Source organism: Nocardioides cavernaquae (assembly GCF_003600895.1).
Classification (GTDB): Bacteria; Actinomycetota; Actinomycetes; order Propionibacteriales; family Nocardioidaceae; genus Nocardioides; species Nocardioides cavernaquae.
In genome coordinates this window covers 3,042,011-3,056,403 of record NZ_QYRP01000002.1, presented here as the reverse complement: position 1 = coordinate 3,056,403, position 14,393 = coordinate 3,042,011, and the positions used below count along the sequence as shown (strand labels likewise).

12 protein-coding genes and 1 riboswitch are annotated in these 14,393 nt (G+C 71.5%); of the genes, 10 read left to right on the top strand and 2 right to left on the bottom strand.

From position 1 onward, the window contains the following. Positions 1-2: 2 nt before the first annotated feature. From metK to ligD, 8 genes are all read left to right on the top strand, one after another. Positions 3-1,202 (top strand): methionine adenosyltransferase, encoded by a 1,200-nt coding sequence (metK, locus tag D4739_RS14695; RefSeq protein ID WP_220699305.1) that lies wholly within the window; start codon positions 3-5, stop codon positions 1,200-1,202. 152 nt (positions 1,203-1,354) lie between these two features. Beyond that, entirely contained in the window at positions 1,355-4,444 is a 3,090-nt protein-coding gene (locus tag D4739_RS14690; RefSeq protein WP_238473739.1) for a M4 family metallopeptidase, read from the top strand. 62 nt (positions 4,445-4,506) lie between these two features. Then, positions 4,507-6,549 (top strand): primosomal protein N', encoded by a 2,043-nt coding sequence (locus D4739_RS14685; RefSeq protein ID WP_238473674.1) that lies wholly within the window; start codon positions 4,507-4,509, stop codon positions 6,547-6,549. A gap of 49 nt (positions 6,550-6,598) precedes the next feature. After that, positions 6,599-7,147 carry a peptide deformylase gene (gene def / locus D4739_RS14680; protein WP_120061303.1) on the top strand — a complete coding sequence of 183 codons (549 nt, stop codon included), beginning with the start codon at positions 6,599-6,601 and terminating at the stop codon, positions 7,145-7,147. After that, the gene (fmt, locus tag D4739_RS14675) at positions 7,147-8,076 is read left to right on the top strand and encodes a methionyl-tRNA formyltransferase (RefSeq protein ID WP_120061302.1); all 930 of its coding nucleotides are present in this window, start codon (positions 7,147-7,149) and stop codon (positions 8,074-8,076) included. The genes def and fmt overlap by 1 nt, the downstream gene beginning before the upstream one ends. Position 8,077: 1 nt before the next feature. Next, on the top strand, positions 8,078-8,530 hold the full coding sequence (locus tag D4739_RS14670; protein WP_120061301.1) for an MmcQ/YjbR family DNA-binding protein: 453 nt from the start codon (positions 8,078-8,080) through the stop codon (positions 8,528-8,530). Further along, the gene (locus D4739_RS14665) at positions 8,523-9,911 is read left to right on the top strand and encodes an RsmB/NOP family class I SAM-dependent RNA methyltransferase (protein WP_120061300.1); all 1,389 of its coding nucleotides are present in this window, start codon (positions 8,523-8,525) and stop codon (positions 9,909-9,911) included. Before D4739_RS14670 ends, D4739_RS14665 begins: the two co-directional genes overlap by 8 nt. A 16-nt stretch (positions 9,912-9,927) precedes the next feature. After that, complete coding sequence (gene ligD / locus D4739_RS14660) at positions 9,928-10,887, top strand: non-homologous end-joining DNA ligase (protein ID WP_120061299.1); 960 nt, start codon at positions 9,928-9,930, stop codon at positions 10,885-10,887. Here ligD and D4739_RS14655 read toward each other — a convergent pair. Both D4739_RS14655 and D4739_RS14650 read right to left on the bottom strand, forming a co-directional pair. After that, positions 10,884-12,017 carry a hypothetical protein gene (locus D4739_RS14655; RefSeq protein WP_147384940.1) on the bottom strand — a complete coding sequence of 378 codons (1,134 nt, stop codon included), beginning with the start codon at positions 12,015-12,017 and terminating at the stop codon, positions 10,884-10,886. The two genes, ligD and D4739_RS14655, sit on opposite strands and share 4 nt — an antisense overlap. Beyond that, entirely contained in the window at positions 12,014-12,316 is a 303-nt protein-coding gene (locus D4739_RS14650; protein ID WP_120061297.1) for a hypothetical protein, read from the bottom strand. Before D4739_RS14650 ends, D4739_RS14655 begins: the two co-directional genes overlap by 4 nt. A gap of 77 nt (positions 12,317-12,393) precedes the next feature. Between D4739_RS14650 and rpe the strand changes: the two genes are divergently transcribed. Both rpe and ribD read left to right on the top strand, forming a co-directional pair. After that, the gene (rpe, locus tag D4739_RS14645; protein WP_120061296.1) at positions 12,394-13,065 is read left to right on the top strand and encodes a ribulose-phosphate 3-epimerase; all 672 of its coding nucleotides are present in this window, start codon (positions 12,394-12,396) and stop codon (positions 13,063-13,065) included. Positions 13,066-13,087: 22 nt separating this feature from the next. Continuing rightward, a riboswitch (FMN riboswitch) is annotated at positions 13,088-13,218 on the top strand. Between the two features lie 112 nt (positions 13,219-13,330). After that, the gene (gene ribD / locus D4739_RS14640; protein WP_238473673.1) at positions 13,331-14,392 is read left to right on the top strand and encodes a bifunctional diaminohydroxyphosphoribosylaminopyrimidine deaminase/5-amino-6-(5-phosphoribosylamino)uracil reductase RibD; all 1,062 of its coding nucleotides are present in this window, start codon (positions 13,331-13,333) and stop codon (positions 14,390-14,392) included. The last annotated feature ends 1 nt before the right edge of the window (position 14,393 follow it).

Below are 14,393 nucleotides of genomic sequence, written 5' to 3'. Positions count from 1 at the left end.
CTGTGGCTGGACGCCTCTTCACCTCGGAGTCCGTGACCGAGGGTCACCCGGACAAGATCGCTGACCAGATCAGCGACACGATCCTCGACGCTCTTCTCACCGACGACCCCAAGAGCCGGGTCGCGGTCGAGACCCTTGTGACCACCGGCCTGGTCGTCGTCGCAGGCGAGGTCACCACCTCGACGTACGCGCCGATCGCGCAGCTCGTGCGCCAGAAGATCCTCGACATCGGCTACGACGCCTCCGACAAGGGCTTCGACGGTGCCTCCTGTGGTGTTCAGATCGCCATCGGCGCGCAGTCGGCCGACATCGCTCAGGGCGTTGACGACGCCTTCGAGGAGCGGGTCGACGGCTCGGGCGACGAGCTCGACCGCCAGGGCGCCGGCGACCAGGGCCTGATGTTCGGCTACGCCTGCGACGACACCCCGGAGCTCTTCCCGCTGCCGATCAAGATGGCGCAGACGCTCGCCGAGCGCCTGACCGCGGTCCGCAAGGACGGCACGCTTCCCTACCTCCGTCCCGACGGCAAGACCCAGGTGACCGTCGAGTACGACGAGGACGACCGCGCCATCCGCATCGACACCGTCGTGCTTTCGACGCAGCACGCGGAGGACGTCGACCAGGAGACCCTGGCCAAGGACATCACCGCGCACGTCATCGAGCCGGTTCTCGAGCAGTTCAAGAGCCTCGTGCCCTTCGACGGCTACAAGCTCTTCATCAACCCGACCGGTCGCTTCGTCGTCGGTGGCCCGATGGGTGACGCCGGCCTGACCGGTCGCAAGATCATCGTCGACACCTACGGCGGCATGGCGCGCCACGGTGGCGGCGCGTTCTCTGGCAAGGACCCGTCGAAGGTCGACCGCTCGGCCGCCTACGCGATGCGCTGGGTCGCCAAGAACATCGTCGCCGCGGGCCTCGCCCGTCGTGCCGAGGTCCAGGTTGCCTACGCCATCGGCGTTGCCAAGCCCGTTGGTGTCTTCGTCGAGACCTTCGGCACCGGCGTCATCGCGGACGAGAAGATCCAGGAAGCCGTGCTCCAGGTCTTCGACCTGCGTCCCGGCGCCATCCTGCGTGACCTCGACCTGCTGCGTCCGATCTACGCCAAGACCGCGGCGTACGGTCACTTCGGCCGCGAGCTTCCCGAGTTCACCTGGGAGCGCACCGACCGGGCCGAGGCCCTGAAGGCCGCCGCCGGCATCTGATCCAACCGACACGCCGCCCATGCACCGCATGGGCGGCGTTGTCGTTCCTCGACGGCCGCGTCGCGCGCATTCCGCCACATTCGGGGCATGGACCTCCCTAGACTGCGGCTGCGCACGGGGCGCGTGAACGGGAGACGTGCTCAGTGTCGAAGATGGTTCGTGGAGCGGTTGCGCTCGCAATGGGGTCGGCCCTCCTTCTCGTGCCGGGGGCAACCTGGTCCGATGACCCGGAGACGCCCGCGTCCGTCGCCCACGGAAGGCTCGCTGCTGACGCGGTGGGCAACAGCACGCAGGCCGCGGGCGCAGACGGCGACCTGCGCTGGCTCGGGACCGGGAGCGGCTCCGAGGTGCGCAATCCCGATGTCACGCCCGGCCTGTCCCCGCACGACGCAGCCTCCGCCCATGTCCGGAGGTACGGTCCGGCCTTCGGGCTCGATGGTCCCGGTTCCCGGTTGACCGTCGCCCGGAAGCACGCCACCGTCCACAACCACGTCACGATCTTCCGCCAGGACATCGACGGTGTTCCCGTGCTCGGCTCGGGCGTCAGCGTCGAGACCGGTCCGGACGGCCAGCTGCGGTCCGTCCTGGCCGACGTCAGCGAAGCCGAGTCGGTGCCGGCGGTCAAGATCTCCGAGGCGACAGCGGCACAGACCGCCCGCGGCGTCGTCGCACGCCGGTCCGGTGACGGTGAGCGGCTCCGGGTGGTCCGCGACGGACGCGCGATCTACGACCCGGCTGTGATCGGAGCGGACCCGACGCTCGGGCGCCACTCCGTCTGGAGCTTCAACGTCTCGTCGGGCCCCGGCACCGCGCGGTCGGTGCTCGTCGACGACCAGAGCGGCGCGATCGTCGCCGACATCGATCGCAGCGAGGCGCTCGACCGCGCCGTTTGTGACAACGCGAACGTGCTGAACAGCTACACGACGACCTGTGAGTCCGGCTTCGCGCGCACGGAGACCGGTCCGGTCTCGGCGGTGGCGGACGTCAATCGGGCGTTCGACGAGCTCGGCGCGACGGCGGCGTTCTACGCCGATGTCGCCGGCCTGGACCTGACCGCGCTGCTGGGTCGCACCATCGGCGGCACCAAGCGGCTGGCGGCGACAGTGCGCTACTGCGAGTCCGGCGACACCTGCCCGATGCAGAACGCCTTCTGGTTCAACCAGCAGATGTACACCGGAGCCGGCTGGACCATCGACGACGTCGTGGGCCACGAGCTGACCCACGGAGTCATCGAGAAGCACGCCAACCTCTTCTACTGGGGCCAGTCCGGGGCGATCAACGAGGGGCTCGCGGACGTCATGGGCGAGCAGGTCGACCGACGACTGGCCATGGCGGGTGAGCCCGCGGACGTCTGGCTCCTGGGAGAGCAGGCTCCGGGTGGTGCGCTGCGGAGCATGTCCGACCCGGCCTCGAAGGGGCAGCCGGACCGGACGAGCAGCGCGCTGTACTCGACCGACCTCAACGACAACGCCGGCGTGCACAGCAACAGTGGCGTGCTCCTGAAGACGTTCCATCTCGCTTCGCAGGGCGGCACCTTCAACGGTCGCACCGTCGCCGGCATCGACGGCGCCGACCCGACCACTGCCAAGTCGGCTCGTCTGTGGTGGCAGGTCCTGCAGCGCCTCGTCCCGGGCAGCGACTTCGCGGACCTGGGCCGGGTGCTGGACCAGGCCTGCAGTGACCTCATCGGCACGTCCGGAGTCACCGCGGCCGACTGCACGCAGGTGCACGAGGCCGGACTGGCGACGGAGCTCGCGATCACCCCGGCCAAGGCAGCGCAGCCCGCCGACGCTCCCGAGGCATGCCCCGACGGTCTGACCCGCCGGGTGCTGCTCTCCAGCGAAGCTGACCCCGATGCGTTCAGCTCCGCATCCCCGAACTGGACCCGGCTGGCCGATCCCTACTTCGGCGCCAACTCCCACTCGGGCCACGACGCCTGGCACAACGGCGGCACGCAGCCGAGCTCCGCGACATCGCTCGCGGCTGTCAGCCCGGTCGTGCTGCCCGCGGGACAGCCGGCGTACCTGCGCTTCCAGCAGTGGCGCTTCCTCGACACGTACGCCGGCGAGTTCTACGACGCCGGCACGGTGGAGTTCATCGAGTCCCCCTACGGGCCGCTGGCGGCGGAGACCTTTCCCGCGTCCTCGTGGGTGAACGGCCCGCAGCAGACGATCAAGAGCGGATGGGGGAACCCCGCCCAGGGGCGTCTCGCCTTCGGCGGCGACTCCCGCGGATGGGTCGCGAGCCGGCTCGACCTGTCGCCGTTCGCCGGCTACCCCGTGCGGCCGCAGTTCACCCTGAACACCGATGAGTCGTACGCGTTCCTGCCCTGGTTCCTCGACGACATCGAGGTCTACACCTGCGATCCGGCAGTGACCCCGAGCCCGACCACGTCCGCCTCGCCGACGGCGAGTGCGAGCCCGACCACGTCCGCGTCGCCCACGGGGAGTGCGAGCCCGACCGAGACCGCCTCGCCGACGGAGACCGCCTCGCCGACGGAGACGGCGAGCCCGACCGCGACCGCCTCGGCGACGCCGACCGCGACGGTGACGCCGACCGCGACGGTGACTCCGACCGTCACGACCTCGCCGACATCGACCACCTCGCCGACATCGAGCCCTGGCCCGACCGGGACTCCTGCGATCGCCCCCGGGGCTCCGGCGGGCTTCACGGTGAGGCCGTCGACCACGGCGCTCTCCGCGACGCTGAGCTGGGGACCTCCGGGAACCGTGGGGAGTGGTGTGACCAGTTACGAGGTCACCCGCTCGGACGGCAAGAAGTGGACGTACGCCTGGGCGGGTGCGATCAGTCACACCGTTCCCGGCAACACCTCGTTCACCTATGCGATCCGGAGCCTCGGCGTCAGCGGGACGAAGAGCGCTGAGGTCCGGCGGACGCTCGCGGGGCGTGCGGTGTCACTCGGTGCCCTGCCCACCTCGGTCCGGGCGCGGACGACGCTGACGCTGACCGGTTACGTGACCCGGATCCCGGGTGGTGCCGTGCTCGCCAGCCATGTCGCGACGGTGCAGTACCTCCCGGCGGGGACCACCACGTGGCGCACCCTGAAGCGGAGCGATGGCTCGACGGTCACCGCGAAGTCCGCCAGCACCGGGAAGCTCGTCGCCAAGGTCACCGCGACCCGCGGCAAGCGCGCCTACCGGTTCCACGTGGCAGGTTGGCTCTCTGGCACGACCGGTTGGCTGCGGACCTGGTCCGCGGCCCGCACCGTCACCGTTCGCTGACTTTCCACAGCGGCGCCGGTCGCGCGCGTCACCGTGTCGGCGAGGGCTGACAGGATGACCGCGTGACCGAGTACGACGATGCGCAGGGCGAGCTGGCACCCGAGCTGGTGCCAGCGCTCGTGCGCGCCTCGGTCAAGCGCTCACGTGGTGCGGCGAAGGCCACGGCACCCGTGGCGGCGGCCGAGTTCGACCCGGTCGCGAGGGTGCTCGTGGACCTTCCGTTGGCCCACCTCGACCGCACCTTCGACTACCTGGTGCCCGCCACGATGGCCGAGGTGGCACGGCCGGGCACGCGGGTGAAGGTCCGCTTCGCCGGGCAGGACGTCGACGCATTCGTGGTGGAGCGAGCCGCCGAGAGCGACCACAGCGGTCGGCTCGCGCCGCTGCGGCGCGTGGTCAGCTCCGAGCCGGTGCTCCGTCCGTCGGTGCTCGAGCTCGTGGGTCGGGTCGCGGAGCGCTACGCGGGATCGCGCGCCGACGTGTTGCGGCTGGCGGTTCCACCGCGCCATGCGACGACGGAGAAGGAGGCCTCGGTCCCAGCGCCTGAGGTTGCGCTCGACCCCGCAGCGGCTGCGACGGCGTGGTCGCCCTATCCGGCAGGCGAGGGGTTCGTGCGTGCCCTCGCGGCCGGCGGAGACCCGCGCGCCGTCTTCGGGGCTGGCCCCGGGGCTGACTGGCCGCTGCTGCTCGCCCACGCCGCTGTCGCGGCGTACTCCTCGGGGCGCGGAGCGCTGCTCTGCGTGCCGGACGGCAAGGACGTCGCCCGGGTGGATGCCGCGCTGACCACGCTGCTCGGGCCCGGGCACCATGTCGCGCTGGTGGCCGACAGCGGGCCGGCGCAGCGCTACCGCGACTTCCTCAGCATCGCCCGCGGCGCGCGCCGCATCGTCGTCGGCACCCGCGCCGCGGCGTTCGCGCCGGTCCATGACCTCGGGCTGGTCGCCATCTGGGACGACGGCGACGACCTCTTCGCGGAGCCCCGGGCGCCTTACCCCCACACGCGCGAGGTGCTGCTGACCCGCGCCGAGGTCGAGGGCTGTGGCGCGCTGGTCGGCGGGTTCGCCCGCACGGTCGAGGCCGACCTGTTGCTCCGGACGGGGTGGGCGCAGGAGATCGCTCCTGACCGTGCGCTGATCCGTGCCGCGGTCACGGTTGCCGTGGCCGGGGCCACGGACCGCGAGCTCGAGCGCGACCCGCACGCTCGCGCGAGCCGATTGCCGCAGCAGGCCCACCAGCTGCTCCGGTCTGCGCTCGCCACCGGGCCGGTGCTCGTCCAGACGCCTCGATCCGGCTACGCAGCCTCCCTGGCCTGCGAGCGGTGCCGGACGCCCGCGCGCTGCTCGTCGTGCACCGGGCCGTTGCGGCTCGGGGGGCCGGCGGAGCCACCCACCTGCGGCTGGTGCGGGACCGTCGACGCCGCCTGGGCCTGTCCGACCTGCGGGCACCGAGGGCTGCGTGCGCCGGTCGTGGGGGAGTCGCGCACTGCCGAGGAGCTGGGACGGGCGTTCCCGTCGATCCCGGTCCTGACATCAGCCGGAGACCGGGTGCGCGCGAGCGTGCCGGGCCGGCCCTCCATCGTCGTGGCGACCCCCGGAGCCGAGCCGGTGGCCGAGGGCGGCTACGCCGCGGTGCTGCTGCTCGACGCCTGGCTGGCGTTGTCGCGCCCCGACCTGCGGGTGCGCGAGGAGGCGTTGCGGCGCTGGCTCGGCGCAGCCGCGCTGGCCCGATCGGGTGGACGCGTTCTGGTGGTCGGCGATCCGGCCGATCCCGTGCTGCAGGCGCTGGTCCGCTGGGATCCGGCCGGGTTCGCCGAGCGGGAGCTGGCAGACCGGGCCTCGGCGCACCTGCCGCCCGCGTGCCGGCTGGCCACGATCACCGGCAGCCCGGGGGCCGTCGATGACGCCGTCACCCTGCTCTCCCTGCCCGACGGGGCGGAGTCGCTCGGGCCGGTCCCGCACGGCGACGCGGGGGAGTCGCGGACGGTCGTCCGGGTCCCTCGTGCTGTCGGTCCCGAGCTCAGCGCGGCGCTCCGGGAGATGCAGCGGCTCCGCTCGGCCCGCAAGCTGGATGCGGTGCGGGTCCACGTCGATCCGCAGGCTCTGTAGGGAACGACGAGCCTCTAGAATCGGCCGCGTACCCCGCCGAAGGAGAACCGTGGCTGTTCAGCCGATTCGTCTTTTCGGTGACCCGGTGCTGCGCCAGCGCGCGGCCGAGGTCACCACGTTCGACCGCGAGCTCCAGCGGCTCGTGCAGGACCTGACCGACACCATGCTCGACGCCCCGGGCGCCGGGCTCGCGGCGCCCCAGATCGGTGTCTCGGCCCGGGTCTTCACCTGGTACGTCGACGGCGAGGTCGGCCACCTGATCAACCCGACGCTCGAGCTCTCGCAGGAGATCCAGGACGGGCTCGAGGGGTGTCTCTCCCTTCCCGAGCTCACCTATGACTGCAAGCGCGCGATGTCGGTGGTCGCCCAGGGGTTCAACATGCACGGCGAGCCGGTCACCATCAACGGCTCCGAGCTGCTCGCCCGCGCGATCCAGCACGAGACCGATCACCTCGACGGGATCCTGTTCATCGACAAGCTCGACTCCGATGCCCGCAAGGCCGCCATGCGCCAGATCCGGGAGTCCGACTGGTTCGGCGACGGCGGCCAGCCGACGATCAAGGTGTCCCCGCACCGCACCAACGGGTTCGGCTTCTGATGCGCGTTGTCTTCGCGGGCACTCCCGAGGTTGCGGTTCCCGCCCTCGAGGCGATCGCAGCATCGCGTCACGAGCTCGTCGGCGTGATCACTCGCCCCGACGCCCCTGCCGGGCGTGGGCGGAAGCTCGTGGCGTCGCCCGTCGCGGTGCGTGCCGAGGAGCTGGGAGTGCCGGTGATGAAGCCGGAGCACCCGCGCGACCCGGAGTTCCAGGCCGCGCTGAAGGCGCTCGAGCCCGACTGCTGTCCCGTCGTCGCCTACGGCGCGCTGCTTCCGCAGTCGGCGCTCGACATCCCGTCGCGTGGCTGGGTCAACCTGCACTTCTCCCTGCTGCCGGCCTGGCGTGGCGCGGCGCCGGTGCAGCACTCGATCTGGGCCGGAGACGAGATCACCGGTGCCACGACGTTCCGGATCGTCAAGGAGCTCGACGCCGGTCCGACCTATGGACTGATGACCGAGCGCGTCCGCGACACCGACACCGCCGGCGACCTCCTCGGCCGGCTCGCCGAGGGTGGTGCCGGCCTTCTGGTCGCGACCCTCGACGGCATCGAGGACGGTCAGCTCGATGAGCGCGAGCAGCAGACTGAGGGTTTGCTGTCCTACGCCCCCAAGATCCTCGTCGACGACGCCCGGATCGTCTGGCGCGAGCCTGCCGTCGGAGTGGACCGCCGGATCCGCGCCTGCACACCGTTCCCGGGCGCGTGGACCACGTTCGGCGGTGAGCGGATCAAGATCGGGCCGGTCACGATCGGTGCGACCGGCTCGCTCGCCCCCGGGCAGATCGAGGTCACCAAGAACGCGGTGTACGTCGGCACCGGGAGCAACGTCGTGAAGCTCGGCGAGGTCAAGGCGTTCGGCAAGAAGCTGATGAACGCCGCCGACTGGGCGCGCGGGGTCACCTTCTCGGGTGACGAGAAGTTCGGCGACTGACGTGGCCCGCCCGGCGACCCCGGACGACATCGACCTTCTCTGCCGCGCGCTGCCCGAGGTGGAGCTCGGCATCACCTGGGGCGACCGCCCGACGTACAAGGTGCCGGCGGGGCCGAAGGGCAAGGGGTTCGTCCTCTTCCGGATGCCGCACAAGACGGCAGTCGACCCGGTGTCCGGCGAGATGTACGACGACCTGCTGGTGATCAGGACACCCACCGAGATCGAGAAGATGGCCCTCGTCGAGGACGACCGCCTCCCGTTCTTCACCATTGACCACTTCCGCGGCTTCAACGCGGTCCTCGTGCAGCAGTCCCGACTGGGAGAGATCGACATCGACGAACTGAGCGAGATCATCGAGGACGCGTGGCTGACGGTGGCCCCCAAGCGCCTCGCCAAGCAGTTCCGGGCCACGACGTTCCGCGCCGAGAGGTCAGGGGAGCAGAGCGATGGCTGACCCGCGCAAGGGCGGCAAGCGCTCCCAGGGCAACCAGCCGAAGTCCGGCGGGAAGCCGCCCAAGCCCCGCGCGGCCGTCGACCCGGCCCGCGCCGCGGCGTACGACGTGCTGTTCGCGGTCCGCGTCGAGGGTGCCTACACGAACCTCGCGTTGCCGCAGCTGCTCAAGAAGTACGAGCTCAGCGGGCGCGACGCGGCATTCACCACCGAGCTGGTCAGCGGCACGATCCGCCGCCAGGGCACCTACGACGCGATCATCGCTGCGTGCGCTGCCCGCCCGCTGACGAAGATCGAGGCCAAGGTGCTCGACGCGCTGCGCCTCGGCACGCACCAGCTCCTCGCCATGCGGGTGCCCCCGCACGCTGCGATCTCCTCGACCGTCGACCTGGTCCGGGGTCGCGTCGGCCAGGGACCGGCCGGCTTCAGCAACGCGGTCCTGCGCCGCATCGGCGAGAAGTCGCTCGACGAGTGGATCCGGTTGCTGGCTCCGACCAAGGCTCACGAGTTCGCCGCATTCGCGCACTCGCACCCGCGCTGGGTCGTCGACGCGCTCGCCGAGGCCCTCTCCGCCACGAAGCCCGCCGACATGCCCGCCGAGCTCGACGCGCTCCTGGCCGCGGACAACGCTGCGCCGCGGGTCATGCTCGTGGCGCGCCCGGGTCTTTCCACAGTCGCCGAGCTCGAAGCGGCGGGCGGAGTGGCGACCGGCCGCTCGCCGTACGCCGTCGAGCTGGGTGGCGGAGACCCCTCCCTCATCCCGGCCGTTGCCGAGGGACGTGCCGGTGTCCAGGACGAAGGCTCGCAGCTCGTCGCGCTCGCGTTGGCGGGGGCACCCCTCGAGGGTCGCGACGAGCTCTGGCTCGACCTCTGCTCAGGACCCGGCGGGAAGACCGCCCTCCTGGCCGCGATCGCTGCCGAGCGAGGCGCGACGGTGCTCGCCAACGAGCGCCAGCACCACCGCGCGCAGCTGGTGGCGCGCGGCACCCGCGCGTCGTCCGCCGGTCTCGCCGGAGTGGTCACGGGAGACGGACTCCGTCCGGCCTGGGCGCCGGAGACCTTCGACCGGATCCTGGTCGATGCTCCGTGCTCCGGTCTGGGTGCCCTGCGTCGTCGCCCCGAGGCGCGGTGGCGCAAGACCGCGGGCGAGATCGAGGAGCTCCTGCCGCTCCAGCGCGCGTTGCTTGCGACGGCCCTCGACTCGGTCCGCCCGGGTGGCGTGGTCGTCTACGCGACGTGCTCTCCCGTGCTTGCCGAGACGACGGGCGTTGTCGACGCCGTGATCGGCGCTCGTGACGACGTCGTCCTCGAGCGCACCGAGCAGCTGTGGCCGCACCGCGACAACACCGACGCGATGTTCCTGGCCGTCCTCCGGCGCGGCTGATCGCTAGGTTGGGCGCATGGCCAGCCCGTTCGTGGAGATCGAGGTCGACGACCGCGTCGTCAAGGTGACCAACCCGGATCGGGTCTATTTCCCGATGACGGGAGCGACCAAGCTCGACCTGGTGGAGTACTACCTCGCGGTCGGCGACGGCATCGTCAACGCCCTGCGCGAGCGGCCCTGCATGCTGCACCGGTTCCCGAAGGGACTCGAGGGCGACAAGGTCCACCAGAAGCGGATCCCCGCCGGCGCTCCGCCCTGGGTCGAGACCGTCCAGCTCTACTTCCCGCGGTGGGGCCGCACGGCCGACGAGCTGTGCGTCACCGAGCTGGCGCAGGTGATCTGGGCGACGCAGATGTCGACGGTTGAGTTCCACCCGTGGAACAGCCGTCGCGCCGACACCGAGAAGCCGGACGAGTGGCGCATCGACCTCGACCCGGGACCGGAGTGCGACTGGGCGACGGTCCAGCGGGTCGCCGGCGTGACCCGCGAGGTGCTCGACGAGCTGGGCGCGGTCGGGTTCCCCAAGACCAGCGGCGGCTCGGGTCTGCACATCTACGTCCGGATCCCGCCCGACCACGGCTTCCAGGACGTACGCCGCGCAGCGCTCGCCTTCGCCCGTGAGGTCGAACGGCGCGCGGGTGGCGAGGTCACGACTGCCTGGTGGCGCAAGGACCGCGACCCGTCGCAGCTCTTCGTGGACTACAACCAGAACGCCCGCGACCACACCATCGCCGCGGCGTACTCGGTGCGGGGTGTGGCCAACGGCAGGGTCTCGGCGCCGGTGCTCTGGGCGGAGATACCCGAGTGCGAGCCGGACGACTTCACGATGGACACGATGCCGGAGCGGTTCGCCGAGATCGGCGACCTGCACGCGAGCATCGACGACCACCCGTTCGACATCGCACCGCTGCTCGCGTGGGCGGACCGCGACGAGGCGGCGGGTGAGCAGGCTCCCGTCGAGCCCGATGCGGGCTAGTCCCAGAAGCAGAGCTTCTTGCCGACGTCCTTGGCCTTGTCGACAGCTGCGTCCTTGACGTCGTCAGCCTTGTCGAGTGCTGCGTCGCCCGCGTCCGCGACTGCGCCGGCGGCATCGCCGACGGCATCGCCCACGTCCTCGGCGACATCGAGGACGTCGTCGACTGCTTCGACTGCGGCGTCGGCCGTTGCCTTGCCTGCCCGGGTGGTGGCGAAGGCTCCGGCGGCGCCCCCGACGAGTCCGCCAACGGCGGTCCCGACGCCCGGGCAGATCATGGTCCCGATCGAGCCGCCGATCTGGGTGCCGACGATGCCGCCGGCAATGGCTGATCCGCCCTCGACCGCCCCACGGACCGCGGTCCGTCCGATGTGGTCTGCCGTGCTCAGGTTGGGATCGTCCGCATCTGCCTGCCATTGGTGTTTCGCTGAGAACCCCACGGCCAGCGCCTTGCCCACCGGACCCGTGACGGCACCGACGAGCTTCCACCGGCTGGCGTCGGCGACGACCGGATCGAGCAGCTCCAGTCGTGCGAGCCTCGCCGTGGCCGCGAAGTCAGCCGCGGCACTGGTCAGGCGGTAGACGTGCTTGAGGCGGTCCGCGGTGTCCGGGGCGTCGGGCGGCAGGAAGCCGACCTTCTCGAGAACGTCCTCCACGAGGCACTCTCCGCGGCTCGCGTCGACGGCTGCCCGGAGCGTGGTGTGGGCGGCTGCCTCGCGCTGGCGGGCCGCATCGACGGCCGCGCACGCCCGGCTCCTGGCATCCGTGATGTCGAACGGCAGGTAGGTCACCTCGATCGCCGTCGGCGTGCTGGGCACCCCCGCCGCAAGGGCCTCCGATCTCGCTTGCTCCATCTGCGCTCTGACCGACTCGACCTCATCAGCGAACTCCTCGACTGCCCCCGCGAGGGCGTGGGTCCTCGCGGCGAGCTCGTCGAGCGCCGCGGCATCGCATCTGCGCTGCACCTCGAACGCCTGCCTGGCCCGGCCTGCCCAGGTGCTTCCACCTGACGGATCCGCGTCGCGCACGCGGACGGCAACGTCCCGCGCCTGGGCAGCGATGGCGCGAAGGTGGGCTGCAGTGGCCCGGCATGCTGTCGGCTCGCCGCCGACGAGGGTGGACAGCATCGTCATGGGTGGGCCCGCCCGGTGGACAAGCCGCCCGCAATGGTCAGGCCGGTTGCGCTGTCGGTCGCCGCATAGCTGGTCGCCGTGCCCCGCAGCGCGCCCGCGAGCGCCTCCAGGCGGACCACCGCGCTCGTCGCCTGCCCGCCGAGATCGCGCAGCCCGCCGCCCAGCTCGGATGTCGAGGTCCCCGCGTCAGGGGAGAGGGCGCCCACGGCTCGGGCCGCGTCCGCGAGGGCCGGAACCAACGACGCCACGAGATCGGCGACCGCTTCGATCGCGGCAGGGTCAGCGCTGAATCCATCCATGTCCGGGGATACCCATCCCTTGCCTCCCCCCAACGGGTGATGCGGGGCGCCTGTGGAGAACCCCTACGATTCTCGGCATGGGCCACATCCAGATCACGCCGTCGATCCTCAACTCCGACCTCGCCAACCTCGGCGCGGAGGTCCGGCGCATCGGCAGCGCGGACTGGGTGCACGTGGACGTCATGGACAACGCGTTCGTCCCCAACCTGACGCTCGGTCTCCCCGTCATCGAGAGCCTGCGCAAGCACACGGACACGCCGTTCGACGCGCACCTGATGATCGAGGACCCGGACCGCTGGGCTCCGGCGTACGCCGAGGTCGGCTGTGGTTCGGTCACCTTCCACGTGGAGGCGGCCAAGGCCCCCGTGCGGCTGGCGCGTGAGATCCGCAAGCAGGGCGCCCGGGCGAGCATGGCGCTGAAGCCCGCCACGCCGATCGAGCCCTACGAGGACCTGCTCCCGGAGCTCGACATGCTGCTGATCATGACCGTCGAGCCGGGCTTCGGCGGCCAGAAGTTCCTCGACCTGTGCCTGCCCAAGATCCGTCGCGCCCGGGCGATGATGGACAAGCACGGCATCGAGACCTGGCTCCAGGTCGACGGTGGCGTCTCGCTCGAGACGATCGAGCGCTGCGCCGAGGCCGGCGCCGACGTCTTCGTGGCGGGCAGCGCCGTCTACTCGGCGGCTGACCCGGACAAGATGGTCGCCGAGCTGCGCGCTGCCGCGGAGGCAGTCGCAACCGTCCGCTAGGATTCCTCCGACGAGTTGACACTCGCGTGCTCTGGGGGCGGTGAAAATCCGCACCGGCGGTTAAAGTCCGCGACCCGGCCGCATCCAGCGGCCGGTTGATCAGGTGAAATTCCTGGACCGACGGTCAAAGTCCGGATGGAAAGATGCACGCGGCGTGGCTGACCGCCCGGTTTCGAGGCAGCGCCCTGAGCGCTCCCGGCGCCAGTCGGAGGCCCACGTTCGCAGCCCCTGGAGTCCGTGACCGGACCGGAGAAGGGGCGCCACCATGACGTTCACCGCTGCCGAGCAGCACGCGATGCAGCGCGCGCTCGAGCTGGCCGCGACCCCCGGCGTACCCCTCGGACCGAACCCGCGGGTCGGGTGCGTCCTGCTCGCAGCCGACGGCACGACGCTGGCCGAGGGATTCCACCTCGGTGCCGGTACGCCGCACGCCGAGGCCGCTGCCCTCGCCACCGCTCGCGAGGCGGGCGTCGATGTCCGTGGCGCGACCGCGGTCGTCACCCTCGAACCGTGCAACCACACCGGCCGGACCGGACCCTGCGCCCTGGCACTCGTCGAAGCCGGTGTGTCCCGCGTGGTCTTCGCCACCGGTGACCGCAACCCGGTGGCCGTCGGGGGAGCGGAGACCCTCCGTGCCGCCGGCATCGAGGTCGAGTCCGGCCTCCTGGAGTCGGAGTCGCGCGAGCTCAACCGTGTGTGGGCCTTCGCGGTGGAGCACCAGCGGCCGTTCGTCACCTGGAAGTTCGCCACCTCGCTGGACGGCCGCAGCGCCGCGATGGACGGCACCTCCAAGTGGATCACCTCCGCTGCCGCACGCCAGGACACCCACCGGCTCAGGGCGCTCGCGGACACCGTCCTGGTCGGCACCGGCACCGTCCTCGCGGACGACCCGCAGCTCACGGTCCGAGACGCCGACGAGGTGGCGCTCCCGGACCAGCCGCTGCGCGCGGTCATGGGCCTGCGCGAGCTGCCGGCACGCGCGCGGATCTTCGACGGCAGCGCCGGCACCACTCACCTGCGCATGCACGATCCCCGCGAGGCGTTGGCCCAGCTGTTCGCCCGCGACCGCCAGCACGTCTTCCTTGAAGGCGGGCCGACGCTGGCAGCCGCGTTCTTCAAAGCAGGCCTGGTCGACGAGGTCGTCGCGTACGTCGCGCCCGTCCTCCTCGGCACCGGGCGGAATGCGGTGGCCGACCTGGGCATTGAGACCATCGCCGACGCGCGTCACCTGAGGGTCACGGACGTGGCCGTGCTCGAGGCGGTCGGCCAGGACACCTGCGTCCGCATCACGATGTCCACAGCGAGCACCCACCCGGAAGGCAACTGAC

Excerpts from the sequence above, each read along its gene's own strand:
- D4739_RS14690 (WP_238473739.1), top strand. The coding sequence starts at position 1,355 with ATGGTTCGTGGAGCGGTTGCGCTCGCAATGGGGTCGGCCCTCCTTCTC.
- fmt (WP_120061302.1), top strand. The coding sequence starts at position 7,147 with ATGCGCGTTGTCTTCGCGGGCACTCCCGAGGTTGCGGTTCCCGCCCTC.
- D4739_RS14665 (WP_120061300.1), top strand. The coding sequence starts at position 8,523 with ATGGCTGACCCGCGCAAGGGCGGCAAGCGCTCCCAGGGCAACCAGCCG.
- ligD (WP_120061299.1), top strand. The coding sequence starts at position 9,928 with ATGGCCAGCCCGTTCGTGGAGATCGAGGTCGACGACCGCGTCGTCAAG.
- D4739_RS14655 (WP_147384940.1), bottom strand. The coding sequence starts at position 12,017 with ATGACGATGCTGTCCACCCTCGTCGGCGGCGAGCCGACAGCATGCCGG.
- D4739_RS14650 (WP_120061297.1), bottom strand. The coding sequence starts at position 12,316 with ATGGATGGATTCAGCGCTGACCCTGCCGCGATCGAAGCGGTCGCCGAT.
- rpe (WP_120061296.1), top strand. The coding sequence starts at position 12,394 with ATGGGCCACATCCAGATCACGCCGTCGATCCTCAACTCCGACCTCGCC.
- ribD (WP_238473673.1), top strand. The coding sequence starts at position 13,331 with ATGACGTTCACCGCTGCCGAGCAGCACGCGATGCAGCGCGCGCTCGAG.